A 14066-nucleotide genomic window follows, 5' to 3' on the forward strand; every position below is an offset into this window, starting at 1 on the left:
ACCACGCGGCGAGACCGTACTCGCGGGTCACTGCCGCCGCGGCCGCTCCCTTCTGCACCGCGCGATCGGTCGGATGCGGCAACTTCTTCTTTCCTTTGCCGCGCGGCGTGGCGCGTAGCCCGGTGGCCAGCACCCGCCGATGCGTCGCTCCGAACTCGGTCACCGCGGCGGTGTGCGTGCCGTCCGAGACGGCGTGCAGGCGGATCCTGCCCTCGGTGAGCGTTCCGGTCTTGTCGAAACCCAGCACGTCCACCCGGCCGAGGGTCTCGATGGTGCTGGGGTTGCGTACCAGCGCGCCCCGTGCCGAGAGCCGCCGGGCGGCGGAAAGCTGGGCGGCGGTCGCGAGGAAGGGCAGCCCTTCGGGCACCGCCGCGACGGCGAGCGCCACCCCGGCGCTGAGCGTGTCCCGGATCGGCAGGCCACGGATCAACCCGGAGGCCAACAGTGCCCCGGCGGCGGCGAGCGCCACCGGAATGGTGAGATCGGTGATTGTGGACAGTCGCGCCTCGACGCCGCTGAGCCGGGCGGGACCGGCGGTCGCGGCCATGCTGCGCCCCGCCTCGGTGGCCGAGCCGGTGGCCACCACCACGCCGGTGCCCCGTCCGCTGGCGACGGTCGTTCCTTCGTAGATCATCGAGGAGCGGTCTGCCAGGCTGGCGGCTGCCACCGGTCCGGGCGATTTCGTGACCGGCATGGACTCGCCGGTCAGCGACGACTCGTCGACGTCGAGCCCCGTCGTCGACAGGAGCCGGCAGTCCGCGGGGACGACATCCCCGGCCCCGACCATGATGATGTCGCCCGGGACCAGGTCGTCCGCCGGCAGCTTGGTCTCCTCGCCGTCCCGCAGCACCCGGGCCGGAACCGCCGAGACGGCGAACAGTCGGGCGAGTGCCCGGTCCGCCCGTATCTGCTGGACCGCGCCGGCGAACGCCGAGCCGATCGCGACGCTGAGCACCAGACCGGCGTCCAGCACGGAACCGGTCGCGGCCGACAGCGCGGCGCCGCCGAGGAGGACGGGGGTGAGCGGGTTGGCCAGTTCGGCCGCGAACGCCCGGACGAGGCTGGGCGCGGTCGCCTGCATCGACACCGCGCCGTCCTGGCGGCGTCGCGCTGCCTCCTCGGTGGACAGCCCAGCCGGGCGGCTGTTGTCCAGCCGAGCCAGGCAGTCCTCGGCCGGCAGGATGTGCCACGGGGTACGGGGGACCGCGGGCGGCGGGGGGCGGCGACCCAGTTCCCGCGCCGCCCAGATCCCCTCGCCGAGGGCTGCGGTGACCGCCGCGGTGACCATTGTCATGGCCCGGGAGACCAGCCGCGGGTCGGCCCCGGTGAGCATGGCCAACGCACCGGCACCCGAGCCCACCTGGGCGAGCCGCACCGCGTGCCGGCTCACCCGGGCGGCCGCGGCGACCGCCTCGATCACGAGGCTGGCGGCGGCCAGGTCATTCCCAACCAGGATGTGCGCCCCCAGGCCGGCGAGCCGTCGTGGCCGTTCACGCCGACGCCGCAGTCCGCGGTGCCGACCGCGGCCCGTCGGCGGGACACGACCAGGACGCCGCCGCGCTCGGCCTGCAGACCGCGGATCGTCCCGACCAACCGGTCCCCCCCGGGTACCCCGGGAAGGTTGGTGTCCTCCACTGTTCCGCCGGCGCCGGCGGGAAGGTCACCGGCGATGAACACCGCCCGCCCGGAACGGCGGCAGGCGGCCAGCAGGTGGTGGCTCCCCTCCGCTCGCCCGGGTACGACCGACACGATCGCCATCAGCCTGCTGCCCTGAGCCAGACCGAGCACCGTGTCCGCCCCGGACCGGGCCAGTTCGCGGCGCTCCCGGACACCGGTCCGGCCGCGCAGGCCGAGCTGTTCCACCGGCCCGAGGGCCCAGCCCTCCGCGGTGGCGACGGTGCTGATACCGGCCGGACGGAACAGGGCGTGCGCGCGGACCGCGACGTCGCTGCGGTTCGCACCGGCCAGCGGCACGACGTCGGCGATGATGCGTTCCTCTCCGCGCAGGACGTCGGCGTCGATGACGATGGTGTCGACGCGGTCGAGCACCCGCAGGGCCGCCGAATCCATGACGTGGACGCCGCGGCGCGCCAGGACGCGGGTCAACTGGGCGGCGAAGCCCTCCCGCCCGACCCGGGCCGGGCGTGGCAGCGAGGTGGCGGCCAGCGCCACGGCACGGCGCGGATTCCCGGTGGCGGCGGTGGCGGCCGCGAACCCGCCGAGCACGGTGAGGTCGGCATAGCGCTCCACCGGACCGTCCGGCAGCGGTCGCGGCCGTTCGGTCACCACCGGCTCGGCCGCGGCCCAGTCCGGATGACCGAGCAGCCCGTCCCGAGCCGCCATGAAGGCGTCCCGGCGCGCACGCGCCTCGCCCAGCGCGACCATCCGGTAGCCGGCGTCGACCGCGAGACCGAGATTCCCCTGCGCCAGGGCGAGGGCACCGGCGTTGACCAGCCCGAGGACGACGTCGGCCCGGCCCGCGCCGAGCATCTGCTCCACCCACCGGCGCAGCCGGGGTTGGGTGTCGACGAGGGTGACCAGCGATGCGATCTCGATGGGCAGTGGCACCGCCCGGGCGAGCCGGCCCGCCGACGCCAGCGCGAACGCGACCCCGTCGGCTGCCAGTGCCGCGGCCGTCCGGCGGACCGGCGCCGCGAACCTCGCCACCGCTCCCGGCTTCGGTTCGAGCGCGACGCCCTCCACCCGGCCGAGGGCCGCGACCAGGTCGTCAAGGGTGGGGGGCGGTTCGGCGAGCCCGATCAGGACACATTGCAACGGCTCGTTGACCCGGGCCCACGCCACCCCGGGCTGATTCTCCAGTACTCGTTCCAGCTGCCGGCGACGGGATTCGCCGGCCGGCCCGGAGATCCCACGGAGCCCGAGACTGAGGAGGTGGTAGGCGTCGGCCTTCCCCCGCGGTTCGCCGGCCGCCGTGGAGCCGGCGATCTCGCGATTGACGCCGTCGCGATTGGCGCCGCGGGGCGTGGGGGGCCCGGGTGCGAGGGGACCGGGCTTTGAATCCGGACTCCACCCGGTCCGGGTATGGGTAAGAACCGTATGGGCGAGAACCGGCTGGGCCACCGCCCCCAGGAGGGCGCCCGGCACGCGCAGGACGGTCCGGGCTGCGGGCAGACGCATCCGCGCGGCCTCCTCCTCACCATTGCATGATCATTGCGTGCGGCGGGCGCGGGCCACGGCTGCCTCGTAGTCCTAACCGACTACCCTCTCCGCACGCGTACTAACTGATCGTTCTAGGAGATCAGTTAGTACGCGTGCGGACGCCGTGGCTCTGCACCGCCCCCCGGGCGGTGGCCAGCGCCTGCGGTGAGAAGTTGATGTTGGACTGGTCCATGAAACTGAAGGCGAACAGCCCGTCCAGGCTGAGTTTGCGCACCTCGTCACCGGCGAGCAGGGCGTGCATGTCCGCGTCTCAGGCCGCCTGCGACCCCGACTTGAAATGCGCCACCATGACCGGGCCGTACTGTCCCAGCAGCTTCGTCATGTTCCGCACGTCGGTGGCGTTGGAATCGTTCCCCATCGCCTGGAAGCTCTGGAAGTCCGACGCCCGCAGCACGTCCGCGAAGTGTGTGATCAGAGAGCGGCCGCCGCCCTTCACCGGATCGTCCCAGCGGCTCTGCCAACCGCCCCAGCCCAGCGACACCCGGGCGTTGGGCGCCCCGGCATGGAAGATCTCCTGGGTCGCCAGATACCGGTCCTGCAGAGCCCGGTAGTAGTTCGTGGTCTCGGGTGTGGCGGCCCACTCGTTGGACTGGCACGGATATGTCTGCAGTTCGGTGAAGAGCGTGACGTAGAGCGCCGGGCCGTTCGCGGGTCCGGCGAAGATCGAGGCGAGCTCGCGGGCGTCGGTGAGAAAGGCGCCGGACAACGGGTACTCCCGGCCGCAGGCGGGGCCATGGGAGGTCTGGAAGGTCCCCACGCTGCCGGTGCCGTCGAGCCAGACGACGAGATGAATGCCGTGGCCGGAACGGTAGACCTCGGGAATCAGGTCCGCTCGCCACTTCCGTAGAAAGCTCAGGTCGCCCGGGCCGTTGTACCAGGTGGTGAGAAAGTCCAGGTTCCCGGCGAGCGGCGAGGCGAGGGCGCTGTCGAGCGCCGGCCCGAGACCAAAGCGCAGCTTGCCTGGCTGGGTCGCCGGGACGGGTCGGATTCCCGCCGCCAGCGCCCGGCCCCAGGGGCCGGGCCGCGGATCCCCGTCATCGGGTGGTGCATGGGCGCCGGGTGGGCCGGGAAGGCTGGCCGCGCTGGTGGGCCCTGGTCTGTCCGGGCTACTGGGCCTGGCCGCGCTGCTGCCGTCGCGGCCGCGGTGTTCGTGACCGAGGGTCGCGACAAGAACAGCACTCATGGCGAGGAGGACGAGGACGAGTGCGCCGGGATGTCGCGGCAGTCGACTACGTAGGGACACGATCCTCCTGCCGCGGTTGCCGGGTAGCGGCGAAATTGTAGTTGATTAGACGCGCATCGGAGTCATTCTTCGTGGGTGAGTCGAGCGGAGCGGGTGAGGGACTCTGACGGCGATGGTGACTTTCCGTAGTAATTTTCGCCGGGTTGTCGACGCTTGGCGTGAGCGATCTGTCGCCTAAGGGAAAATCCGCCTAGTGTCGGGTGAGCGCTCCTCCTTCCGGGTGTTCGATGATGGCGTTTCCTGACATCGCCCTGTGGCGCGCCCGGCGCGGACGCCCGTGCGGAACCCCGGCTGAGCAGGAGGAGCATGACCGCCGACCCGGATCTTCGGATGAGCACCGCTCTCATCACCGGCGCATCCTCGGGCATCGGCGCGGCGTTCGCCGAGGCATACGCGGACCGTGGAGCCCAGCTCGTCCTCGTGGCGCCGTCCGAGCCGAGGCTATGGATGGTCGCGGAGCGCCTCGGCGCCCGGTACGGCACCGAGGCGCACGTCATCGCGGTCGACCTCGCCGACGAGCGTGGTCCGGACCGCCTCGCCGAGGCGGTCGCCGAAGCGGGCCTGGAGGTCGACATCCTCGTCAACAACGCCGGGTTCGGGACACGCGGTCCCTACCACGAGCTGTCCGCCGACCGGGATCACCGTGAGGTGATGCTGAACGTGGTGGCTGTCGAACGGGTCGCGCACCTGTTCCTGCCGGGCATGGTGGCCCGGGGCCGCGGCACGGTCATCAACGTCTCCTCCACCTCGGGTTTCCAGGCCGTCCCGTACATGACCGTCTACGGGGCCTCGAAGGCCTTCGTCCTGTCGTTCTCGATCGGCCTGTGGGCCGAGAGTACCGCCGGCGGGGGGTGCGCGTCCTCGCGTTATGCCCCGGACCGACCGACACCGAGTTCTTCGAGGTGCTGGGAACCCGGATGTCCGCCGGTGGCCGGTTGCGGACCACGGACGAGGTGATCGCCACCGCGTTCCGTGCCCTCGACCGCGGCCAGCCGTACGTCATCGACGGACGGCTGAACTACCTGACCTCCAATGCCTCCCGGCTGCTGCCGCGCGGACTGGTCGCGCGGATCACCGAACGGGTACTGCGCCCCGGCCGCTCGCGGCCGCCGGACCCGTCGACGTCAGTCCGCCGAGTTCGGCCACCAGCTCGTAGGAGCGGATCCGGTCCGCCAGCCGGGTGACGTTGGTGACGACCATGACCTCGTCGGCACCCGTCTCGTCGAGCAGTGCGTCGATCCCCGCGCGAACCGTCACCGGGGAGCCGACGATGTGCGAGGCGGTGACGGCCTCCGCGATCGACTGCTCCCGCGAGGTCCACGGGTAGGCGGCGGCCTCCTCGGGCGAAGGGAACACCCCGGGGCGGCCGGTACGCAGCCGCAGCATCGCCAGCCGCTGCGGTCCGGCCAGCCACTGCGCGTGCTCGTCGTCGGCGGCACAGAGCACCGCGGCGGCGACGATCGCATACGGTCGTTCCCGACCGGGCGAGGGACGGAAGGACTTCCGGTAAAGCTCCAGCGCCGGCACCGTGTTCACCGAGCTGAAATGGTGCGCGAACGCGAACGGCAGGCCGAGCATGCCGGCCACCTGGGCGCTGTAGCCACTCGATCCCAGCAACCAGATGGGCGGTACCTCGGCCCGCGGGAACGCGGTGACGCCGCGCCTCGGGTGCGAGTCGGGGAAATCCCCCCCGGCCAGAAAGGTCGTCAGTTCGGCGAGCTGCTCGGGGAAGTCGTCGATGGCCGACAGGTCGCTGGTGCGGCGTAGAGCCCGGGCGGTCGCGGGATCGGTGCCGGGAGCACGGCCGATACCCAGATCGATCCGTCCCGGGAAGAGGGTGCCCAACGTGCCGAACTGTTCGGCGATGGCGAGTGGCGCATGGTTGGGCAGCATCACCCCACCGGACCCCACCCTGAGGGTGGTGGTGGCCGCGGCGACCTGACTGATGAGGATCGAGGTAGCCGAGCTCGCGATCCCCGGGATGCCATGATGCTCGGCCAACCAGTATCGGGTGTATCCGAGCCTTTCGGCATGTCGGGCGAGTTCGAGTGTCCCGTGGACCGCGTCGGTGGCGGGGACGCCGGTGCCCACCGGGACGAGATCCAACACGGACAGGGGGACAGGTCGGGCCGGGCTCACGGCTGGTTACAACGAAGCATCCGGCCGCGCTCTTCCCCGGGCACCCCGGGGGCCATCAGCCGCCGACCGTCTCCATGTAGTCCTCGGCCACCTCGTCGAGATCGTCCATCGGATAACCGAGGGCGACGCGCACCCGCCGCCGGCCGACCAGCAGGAGATCGAGCATGAAGTCGGGGACCGTGGCGTGCTCGCAGCGGTGGTAGCCCATGGTGAACCAGGCGTGGGCGTCGGTGAGCAGACCGATTGACTCCAGGCTCTCGGCCACGGCCTCGTAGACGCCCGGATCGACCGACCGGGACGCCTTCAGCTCGGCCCGCAGCGCGGCCGCGTCGTCCTGCTGACCGTTGCGCAGCAGGCCGTCATGCAGCCAGACGCGGGGATCGACCGGGCACTCGCCGCCGTCCGCCACCGCCGCCCGGTAGCAGCGGATCGCCTCGTCCCAGTCGTCCGCGAGCCCGTACTGGCTGCCCGCGTCGACCAGCAGGGATGCCCGGGTGACGCGTTCGCCGTGCGTCTCGCTCCGTTCGGCCAGGACCTCCAGAGTGGCTGCCGCGCCGCGATGGTCGCCGTTTCCCGCGGCCTTGAAGACGATCTCGTCTACGTCGTCATCCGAAAGGCCGTCATCCGAAAGCATGGGAATATTGTCACCCCCGGTTGTGGGGCCGGCACGCGGGCGGCGTGCTCTTCGATGGCGGTCTCACATGGTACCCGTCAGCCGGATCAGGATCGACGGGCCATCTTGAGGGTCTTCTCCAACTGCTCGCGGTCCACCTCGGCGACCCGGCCGTTCGTCGGGACGGTCGGGATGTGGCCACCGCCGAGGACGAGGTCGGTGGTGTGCCGCAGGCCCATGTCCTTCTGCTCCACGTCAAGGATGGCCTCCTCGACCCGGTAGAGCTTCTCGATCCTGGAGACCTTCGCCTCGACCTGGGCCGCGACGATGCGCAGCCGCCGTTCGGCCTTGGCCAGCCGCCGTTCGAGTCGACGGTCGACGATGTTGGGCATCGGCTCGTCCCGTTCCGTCGGGTCGTGCAGGTAGAGCTCGACCGCGACGGCGACCAGCGGGATCAACGCCTGGAACAGGATCACCGCGCCGCCGGTGCTCTCGCTGGCCGATCCCTGGGTGCGCACCAGCACGCCGGCGATGGACAGCAGCAGGAAGATCGCGGTGGTGAGGGTCAAGGCCAGCGGCGACGACTTCGACTCCACCAGTTGCTCGCGGATCTCCGGATCGATCTTGAACCGGCCCGCGTCGGCGTCGGCGAGCATCTGTTTCTGGGCCCGTGCGAGGATCGACGCCTTGATGCCGTGGGCGAGCGCCACCCCGGCGATGAACACGGCGACCCCCAGCAGGCCGCCCAGCCACCATTCGGGCCCGTACCCGCCGACGTCGGCGAGGACGGCGTAGGACTGGGCGAAGACGTAGAAGTCCAGCGCCGCGAGCACCGTCAGCACCGCGGCCCGGGCCGGGCCCGCCAGTGCCAGCGTCGGGATGCGTTCCTGCACCCCGACGCTGCGCCACAGCCGGCCCTGCTCGACCTTGTTCTTGATCAGCTCGGTCCGCCGCTCTCGGCGTTCGGCCCGGGAGTCGATCTCCATCCGGAGCTCGGCGATCAGCTCTTCCAGGGTCCGTCCGTCAGCCCGGACCGCGGCGCGGACCTCCTGGACCTCCGCGTCCTCGAGGCTCTTGAGGACCTTCGGGCGGGTCTCGGCGCCCGCCAGCGCAATGTCGGCGTCTCCCACCCGGCGGATGAGCTGCTTGGCCAGACGCCCTGGCTGGTTTCCCCTACGCAGCACCTTGGAGGTTCCTACTTTCCGATCTCGGTCCTTCCGGGTTCGACCGGCCGGGTTCGACGGGACATTCGACGAGAGGTTCCACGGAGCTGTCGGCCTCGTCGGCTGCTGGTCGGTGTGGTTGGCGTGGTCGGCCGGTCAGTCGATTGGACGGGCGAAGGTGCCGCCGACGAAGCAGAGCATGGCGCAGACGATGCCGAGCACCGAGGCGACCATCGCCTCGCGCGCACCCTGGGCCTCGTCACCGGAGAAGACCATGGTCAGTACGAGCGTGCCGACCCCGACGACCGCACCGACGGCCCCCAGCAGGAACCGTCGCTGGATGGTCTCCCGCGGCGGCAGCCTGGACAGCGCGTCGATCGGGGCGATCCGGCCGGCTCGGGCCTGGTTGCCCACACGGCGGCGGATGTCGTGCAGTCGGAAGGTGTTCCCGGTGATGAAGAAGCTGAGCGCGGTCACGATCATCGAGCCGGTGACGGAGACCTTCGCGAACGGCGACGACAGGGTCAGCCAGACCCAGATCTCCAGCACCGCGAGCATGAGCAGGCAGCTGGTGATCACGACCGTCGAGCGCATGAGGGCCGGGCTGAAATGCTGCTCCTCGGGCTCGTGAAGAACACCCATGGGTCGCCTCCTTGCGTGGGTTTCCACCGGTGCTGTCGCGATCATCAGTGGCTCGGACGTGTCGGCGTGGTGCGCGCCGCGGCGGATGCGGACGGGGTGTTCCGGGAACTCGGGTGCTCCGGCGACGGTCGCGGCCGGACTTGAGGTGGCGGTGAGGGTGGTCAGTGCAGTGCCGCTTTCGATGGGGCCGGGCTGGTCGGGGGCATGAGGATGATGACGCCGGGTGTCCGGCCGGGGCGGGGCCGTCCTAGCTGCAGTCACTGCTGATCCGTCGGCACAGCTCGCCCTTGAGGTAACGGGCGAGGTCCTGCTGCGGGCGGTCCGCTGATCCCTCGTTGACGCCGATGAAACGCACCCCGTCGTTTCCGACGGAGGTGATCTGCCGTGTCTCGAAGCACCGTTTGACCAGTGCCTCGGCGATCGACACGGAGGCCTTCTTACCGTCGACGTTGAGGCAGTCGGACTCCTGGCCGGTCCCCAGGAGGTCCGTCCAGACCAGCACGGTCACCTCGTTGACCTTCACATCGGGCGTGGAACGGACGGCGTTGATCTCGTCGTTGATGCCGGCGAGCAGGCCCGTCACGCTGCCCTTCGGGCTGACCCGCTCGGTTTGGACGATGTGGTCGATCTCCTGGCTGAGCACCTTCGACGCGGCGAGCCGGTCCTTCTCCTCGCGTCGGTCGTTGTTCCGAGTGATCTGGAACATCCGGTCACCGTGGAAGCAGTCCGAGTAGGTCATCGGGCCGCCGCCGCTGGCGACCAGCCGGATGTACTCGCCGTTCTTCAGCTCGGTGTCGAGATAGGGCTGGGTCCGGGCGGTCACCCGCCCGGCCGTCTCGGGCGAGTTGTCGGACAGGTCGAGAAGGATCAGTAGCAGGGGTGCGCCGTTGTCCGGGGCCTTCTCCTGGTATCGGGTGCAGTCCAACGGAGCGGAGGCGTCGGCCCTGCCCAGCAGACCGCCGGTGTTGCAGGCGGTGAGCATCGGCGTCGCGAGCAGCGTCGCCGCGACCAGGCCGGCGAGCAGCCTGCGCCGGGCCCGTCGCCGCGGCCCGGCAACCATCAGATCGTCCTCGGTCGCATCCTCGGCCGCCGCCGTGGAAGCGACGGGAACAGCGACGGGAACATTGCTCGTCATCGCAGCACGATCTCCACTCGGCGCCGGCTCGCGTCGGCGACGCCGTCCTGCGCGCCTTCCTCGCCCTTGCCCTCGACCTCCAGCACCGAGCCGGGGATGCCCTGAGCCGCAAGCCACGACTCGACCGCCTTGGCGCGATCCTGCGACAGCCGCAGGTTGTCCTCGGTCCGACCCAGCCCATCGCTGTACCCGATGACCGCGATGTGGCCGGGGTGTTCACGGATCGACGGCAGAATCTGCCCCAACGCGGTCACGGCCTCCCTCCGGAGCTCACTGCTGTTCGAGTCGAACAGGTAGTCGGCGCTGACCGTCGTCACCTGGCTGCCGTCCGGCTGGGTGATGAACTTGCTCAACGGTGGCAACGGATCAGCCGCGACGGCGGGCGCGATCCGGGTGGCCCGTGGCGCCGGAGCGAACGAGGCGGTGTCGCCGCCGCTGGAGGAGCACCCGGCCACGAGCCCCAGCGCCGCTGTCATGACCACGCCCGCGCACGTGCGGACGGCCGGATTGCCGCGTCGCCTGAACGTGGCATCTCCGGGTGTGGAGTGAGCGTGATACACGGTCTGCCCCTAACGGCGAATCCGGGGCTCACCATAACGGGGGGGATCGGGCCGTCTCACCGCACCCTGGGGCGTTGTTCGCATAGTGTGTCAGCCCGTCGCAGCGTTGAGTCGGTGGCCTGGTGCGCGCCGCATCCATGCTGATCGGCACCCGAGGCCCCGGAAGGGAGCTGGGTTACGAAGATCGAGGTGGAGGGGACGTATCCGCCCCGGATCGGTCCCCATTGCCCCCAGGCCCGCTCCTGGCCAGGAGGCCATTCCGGCTCGATGACGTCGAGCAGGATCAATCCCGCGGCGACGATCTCGCGGACCCGGTCGCCCATCGTGCGGTGCGTCTCGGTGTAGATCGCGCTGCCCTGCTCGTCGTGCTCGGTGTAGGCGCGTCGGTCGAAGTAGCTGTGGAAGACCCGCAGGCCGTTCTCGTCCGGGTCATCCGGCAGGCACCAGACAAACGGATGGGTCGTGGAGAACACCCAGCGGCCGCCCGGCCGCAGCACCCGGGCGATCTCCCGCATCACGGTGCCACTGTCGGCGACGAACGGGACCGCGCCGAACGCCGAGCAAGCCACGTCCACGCTGGCGGCCGCGAACGGGAGCGCCGTGGCGTCCGCCTGGACGAGTGGCACATCGATACCGGTGCGGATCCCGAGCGCGCGAGCCTGGTCCAGCTGACCGCCGGACAGGTCGAATCCCACCACCCGGGCGCCCTGCCCGCGCAGCCAGCGGGCGCACTGCGCGCCGCCGCAGCCGACTTCCAGGACCACCTTGCCGGCGACGTCGCCGAGCAACCCGATCTCGGACTCCCGCAGTCCCTCCGGGCACCAGCAGAAGTCGCTGTCGCCGAGGAACGCGCCGTGCTCCGACTGGTAGTCCGCCGCGGCATCGTCCCAGTAGAAGCGGCTCGCCCGGCGGGCCGTGCCCGGGTCGATGTCACGGTAGCCGTAGGCCGGCAGCGGCGCGGAACCGTCCTGATCGGTGTGGCTTGGGCCGGTGCGGTCGGTCGGGCCGGTGGTGCCGATGCTGTCGATTGTGCCGGTGCTGTCGGCGATGTTGTCTGGACTTTCCACGGTGACCCATGCTGGCATCCGGACCCGCGGCCACCCCGCTCGGGATGGGCGTTCAGGTCACGACCGGGGCCTGTTTACGGAGCGTGATGGGTGACGGCCGCGCCGATCACCGCGCGGTCCTCGGTGATGGTGACCGGCGTGTACACCACCATGCCGGCGGAGTTGCGGTCGACGAGACGTCCGCGGCGGCTCTCCCCGACAAGACGGGCCCGGCCCTCCAGCGACCCCACGCCCACCTCGTGGTCGGCCGGGCCGAAGGGGCCGGTACCGACCAGCCCGGCCTGCTCGGGAACCTCGGTCACGTAGATCCGCACGATCGCTCCGGGCACGGTCGTCCAGCGCAGGACGGTGCCACCCAGGGTGGAACGGGCCTCCAGATCCACCACCGCGCGCGGCCGTGCGACGACCCGCACCAGTACCTCCGCGGCACCCGACGGGGCGACGAGACTATCCGAGGCGTCCGCTCCGGCGACCCACACCTGGTAGCGGTAGATCGCGCCGGGTGCGGTGTCCTGGTCGAGGAAATAGCCGTCGGATCCGCGGAACCGGCGCTTCGCGCCCGACAGCGGGGAGGTCTCGGCGAAGGTCCGTTCGATGACGATGCAGCCCTGCCCCGGAACCGGTCGCCAGGACAGCGCGACCGCGTCGTCGATCATGCTCGCCCGCAGCGCCGTGACGGGCGGGAAGAGCGTGCGGGTCGGGGTGCGGACCGGTACGGACCGCAGCTGGTCGGATTCGCCGGACACCGTGGTGACCACCTCGTGCCAGTGCGGGACGCCCCTGGGCACGCCGGCGTCGAACAGCTCGGTGGCCGTGGTGATGCCCAGGCTGCGTTCGCGGCGGCCGCCGGGGGCCGTGGGGTCGACAAGAACACGCGACACCCGGTAGGAGGCGCCCTGCGTGGTCGATGGTTCCCATCGGAGCAGGACCGCGCCGTCCTGCTCCACCGCGGTGAGCTCCGTCGGGGCGGCAGGATGGCCGGTCTGCGGCGCGCCGGGATCGACGTGTCCGCTGGGCACCTGGCTGGGCACCTGGCTGGGCGCCGCTCTGGCGGTGGGCCCTGGATGCCAGGACAGCTCGTCAACGTGGGCCGCCCGACGCTGCGGATCGGCCTGGGCCGCCCGGGCGAGCAGCTCGCGCGCCCGGGCCGGGGTCATCCGCCGGCCGGGGTCCTTCTCCAACAGGCCGTCGAGCACCGCGGCCAGCTCGCCGGCCCGGTGCGCCTGGGCGGGCGGGTGCAGCAGGATGGCCGCGAGCATCGCGCCGAACGTGTCCCGCTCGAACGGCGGCCGGCCCTCGACGGCGAAGTACAGCGTGCCGCCCAGGCTGAACAGGTCCGCCTCGAAGGTGGCGGGCTGGTTGTTCAGCCGCTCCGGCGCCATGTAGAGGGGGGTCCCGAGGACACCGGTGACGGTGAGGGTCGGGTCGCCGTCGCCGGTGGCGATGCCGAAGTCGGTGAGCACGATCCGTCCATCGGTCCCGATCAGGACGTTCGACGGCTTGACGTCACGGTGAACGATGCCATGCGCCCGTGCCGCGACGAGGGCGTCGAGCACCGCGGTCCCGATCCGGGCGACCTCGGCAACGGGCAGGGGCCCGTCGGACCGGACCACCTCGAACAGGGACCGGGACGGCACGAGCTCCATCACGATCCAGGGCAGGCCGTTTTCCAGGAGCACGTCGAGGATGGTGACGACATGCGGATGGCCGCGAAGCTTGGCCGTATGGCGCGCCTCCCGCAGGGCGCGTTCGACCCGGCCCGCGCGTTCGGCCTCGGCGACTCCGCCGGCGAACTCGATCTCCTTGAGGGCCGCCTCGGTCTCCAGCACGGAGTCGAAGGCACGCCACACCGTCCCCATCGCACCCGCACCCAGCCGCGCGACGAGTTGGTATCGGCCCGCCACCATACGGTTGCCTACCGGAACGGTAGCCACGACACCCCCTTGGCTTCCTCCATTGTCGCAGGACAGCTTCCCAGGTGGACGGAAATATCGAGACGCTGCCGAGCAGCTCGCTCGCCGGGGTCGGGTCGGGTGACCCCGGGCTGGGCCGGGGTTGGGTCGGTCAGGACGGGTCGGGGCGTTCCGGCACGAGGTGCTGGCCGGGGGCCGCGGCGCCGTGCAGGCGCAGGGTCGCCCCGGCGGCGTCCGCGCCGGCTTCCCCACCGGTGTTCGTACGGGATGCCGGGTGGGTCGGTTCCAGGAGCCGGGGTGACCCCACCGGCTCACCCGGCCCGTCGGTTCCAGGCCGATCCCCCGGGGCCGGCCGGGACGGCGCCATGGCGCCCGCGAAGGCCGTGGCGACGGTCAGGGCGCCGGCGACCG

At 71.3% G+C, this 14066-nt stretch carries 12 protein-coding genes and 2 pseudogenes; 1 reads left to right on the forward strand and 13 read right to left on the reverse strand.

Going from position 1 to position 14066, the window contains the following annotated elements; translation table 11 throughout:
* The 4 genes from AC08ON_RS08605 to AC08ON_RS08620 all read right to left on the reverse strand — a co-directional run.
* Positions 1 to 1420 (reverse strand): HAD-IC family P-type ATPase (locus AC08ON_RS08605; protein ID WP_476616752.1); only part of this gene is annotated, 1420 nt, incomplete at its 3' end.
* Positions 1417 to 3138, reverse strand: coding sequence for a hypothetical protein (locus AC08ON_RS08610; protein ID WP_476616753.1), 1722 nt, complete (start codon positions 3136 to 3138; stop codon positions 1417 to 1419). The genes AC08ON_RS08605 and AC08ON_RS08610, both read right to left, overlap by 4 nt.
* A gap of 121 nt (positions 3139 to 3259) precedes the next feature.
* Positions 3260 to 3421 (reverse strand): hypothetical protein, encoded by a 162-nt coding sequence (locus tag AC08ON_RS08615; protein WP_476616754.1) that lies wholly within the window; start codon positions 3419 to 3421, stop codon positions 3260 to 3262.
* A 9-nt stretch (positions 3422 to 3430) separates the two neighbouring features.
* Positions 3431 to 4423 carry a hypothetical protein gene (locus tag AC08ON_RS08620; RefSeq protein ID WP_476616755.1) on the reverse strand — a complete coding sequence of 331 codons (993 nt, stop codon included), beginning with the start codon at positions 4421 to 4423 and terminating at the stop codon, positions 3431 to 3433.
* 306 nt (positions 4424 to 4729) lie between these two features.
* On the opposite strand from AC08ON_RS08620, the pseudogene AC08ON_RS08625 reads away from it, so the two are divergent.
* A pseudogene (locus tag AC08ON_RS08625) lies at positions 4730 to 5607 on the forward strand (SDR family NAD(P)-dependent oxidoreductase).
* Here AC08ON_RS08625 and AC08ON_RS08630 read toward each other — a convergent pair.
* The 9 genes and pseudogenes from AC08ON_RS08630 to AC08ON_RS08670 form a co-directional block, all read right to left on the reverse strand.
* Positions 5495 to 6562: an LLM class flavin-dependent oxidoreductase gene (locus tag AC08ON_RS08630; RefSeq protein WP_476616756.1), complete on the reverse strand. Its 1068-nt coding sequence runs from the start codon at positions 6560 to 6562 to the stop codon at positions 5495 to 5497. The pseudogene AC08ON_RS08625 and the gene AC08ON_RS08630 overlap by 113 nt on opposite strands.
* Positions 6563 to 6617: 55 nt before the next feature.
* On the reverse strand, positions 6618 to 7196 hold the full coding sequence (locus AC08ON_RS08635; RefSeq protein WP_476609238.1) for a tetratricopeptide repeat protein: 579 nt from the start codon (positions 7194 to 7196) through the stop codon (positions 6618 to 6620).
* Between the two features lie 86 nt (positions 7197 to 7282).
* Complete coding sequence (locus AC08ON_RS08640) at positions 7283 to 8359, reverse strand: hypothetical protein (protein ID WP_476616757.1); 1077 nt, start codon at positions 8357 to 8359, stop codon at positions 7283 to 7285.
* A 135-nt stretch (positions 8360 to 8494) separates the two neighbouring features.
* Positions 8495 to 8980: a hypothetical protein gene (locus AC08ON_RS08645; protein ID WP_476616758.1), complete on the reverse strand. Its 486-nt coding sequence runs from the start codon at positions 8978 to 8980 to the stop codon at positions 8495 to 8497.
* A 247-nt stretch (positions 8981 to 9227) separates the two neighbouring features.
* Positions 9228 to 10115 carry a hypothetical protein gene (locus AC08ON_RS08650; protein ID WP_476616759.1) on the reverse strand — a complete coding sequence of 296 codons (888 nt, stop codon included), beginning with the start codon at positions 10113 to 10115 and terminating at the stop codon, positions 9228 to 9230.
* On the reverse strand, positions 10112 to 10591 hold the full coding sequence (locus tag AC08ON_RS08655) for an OmpA family protein (RefSeq protein ID WP_476609235.1): 480 nt from the start codon (positions 10589 to 10591) through the stop codon (positions 10112 to 10114). The genes AC08ON_RS08650 and AC08ON_RS08655 overlap by 4 nt, the downstream gene beginning before the upstream one ends.
* Before the next feature lie 140 nt (positions 10592 to 10731).
* On the reverse strand, positions 10732 to 11760 hold the full coding sequence (locus tag AC08ON_RS08660) for a class I SAM-dependent methyltransferase (RefSeq protein ID WP_476616760.1): 1029 nt from the start codon (positions 11758 to 11760) through the stop codon (positions 10732 to 10734).
* Positions 11761 to 11816: 56 nt separating this feature from the next.
* Positions 11817 to 13676, reverse strand: coding sequence for a protein kinase domain-containing protein (locus AC08ON_RS08665; protein WP_476616761.1), 1860 nt, complete (start codon positions 13674 to 13676; stop codon positions 11817 to 11819).
* Between the two features lie 130 nt (positions 13677 to 13806).
* Positions 13807 to 14066, reverse strand: a pseudogene (locus AC08ON_RS08670) (serine/threonine-protein kinase); the annotation flags it as partial.

Source organism: Frankia sp. CoWAU3 (assembly GCF_977971855.1).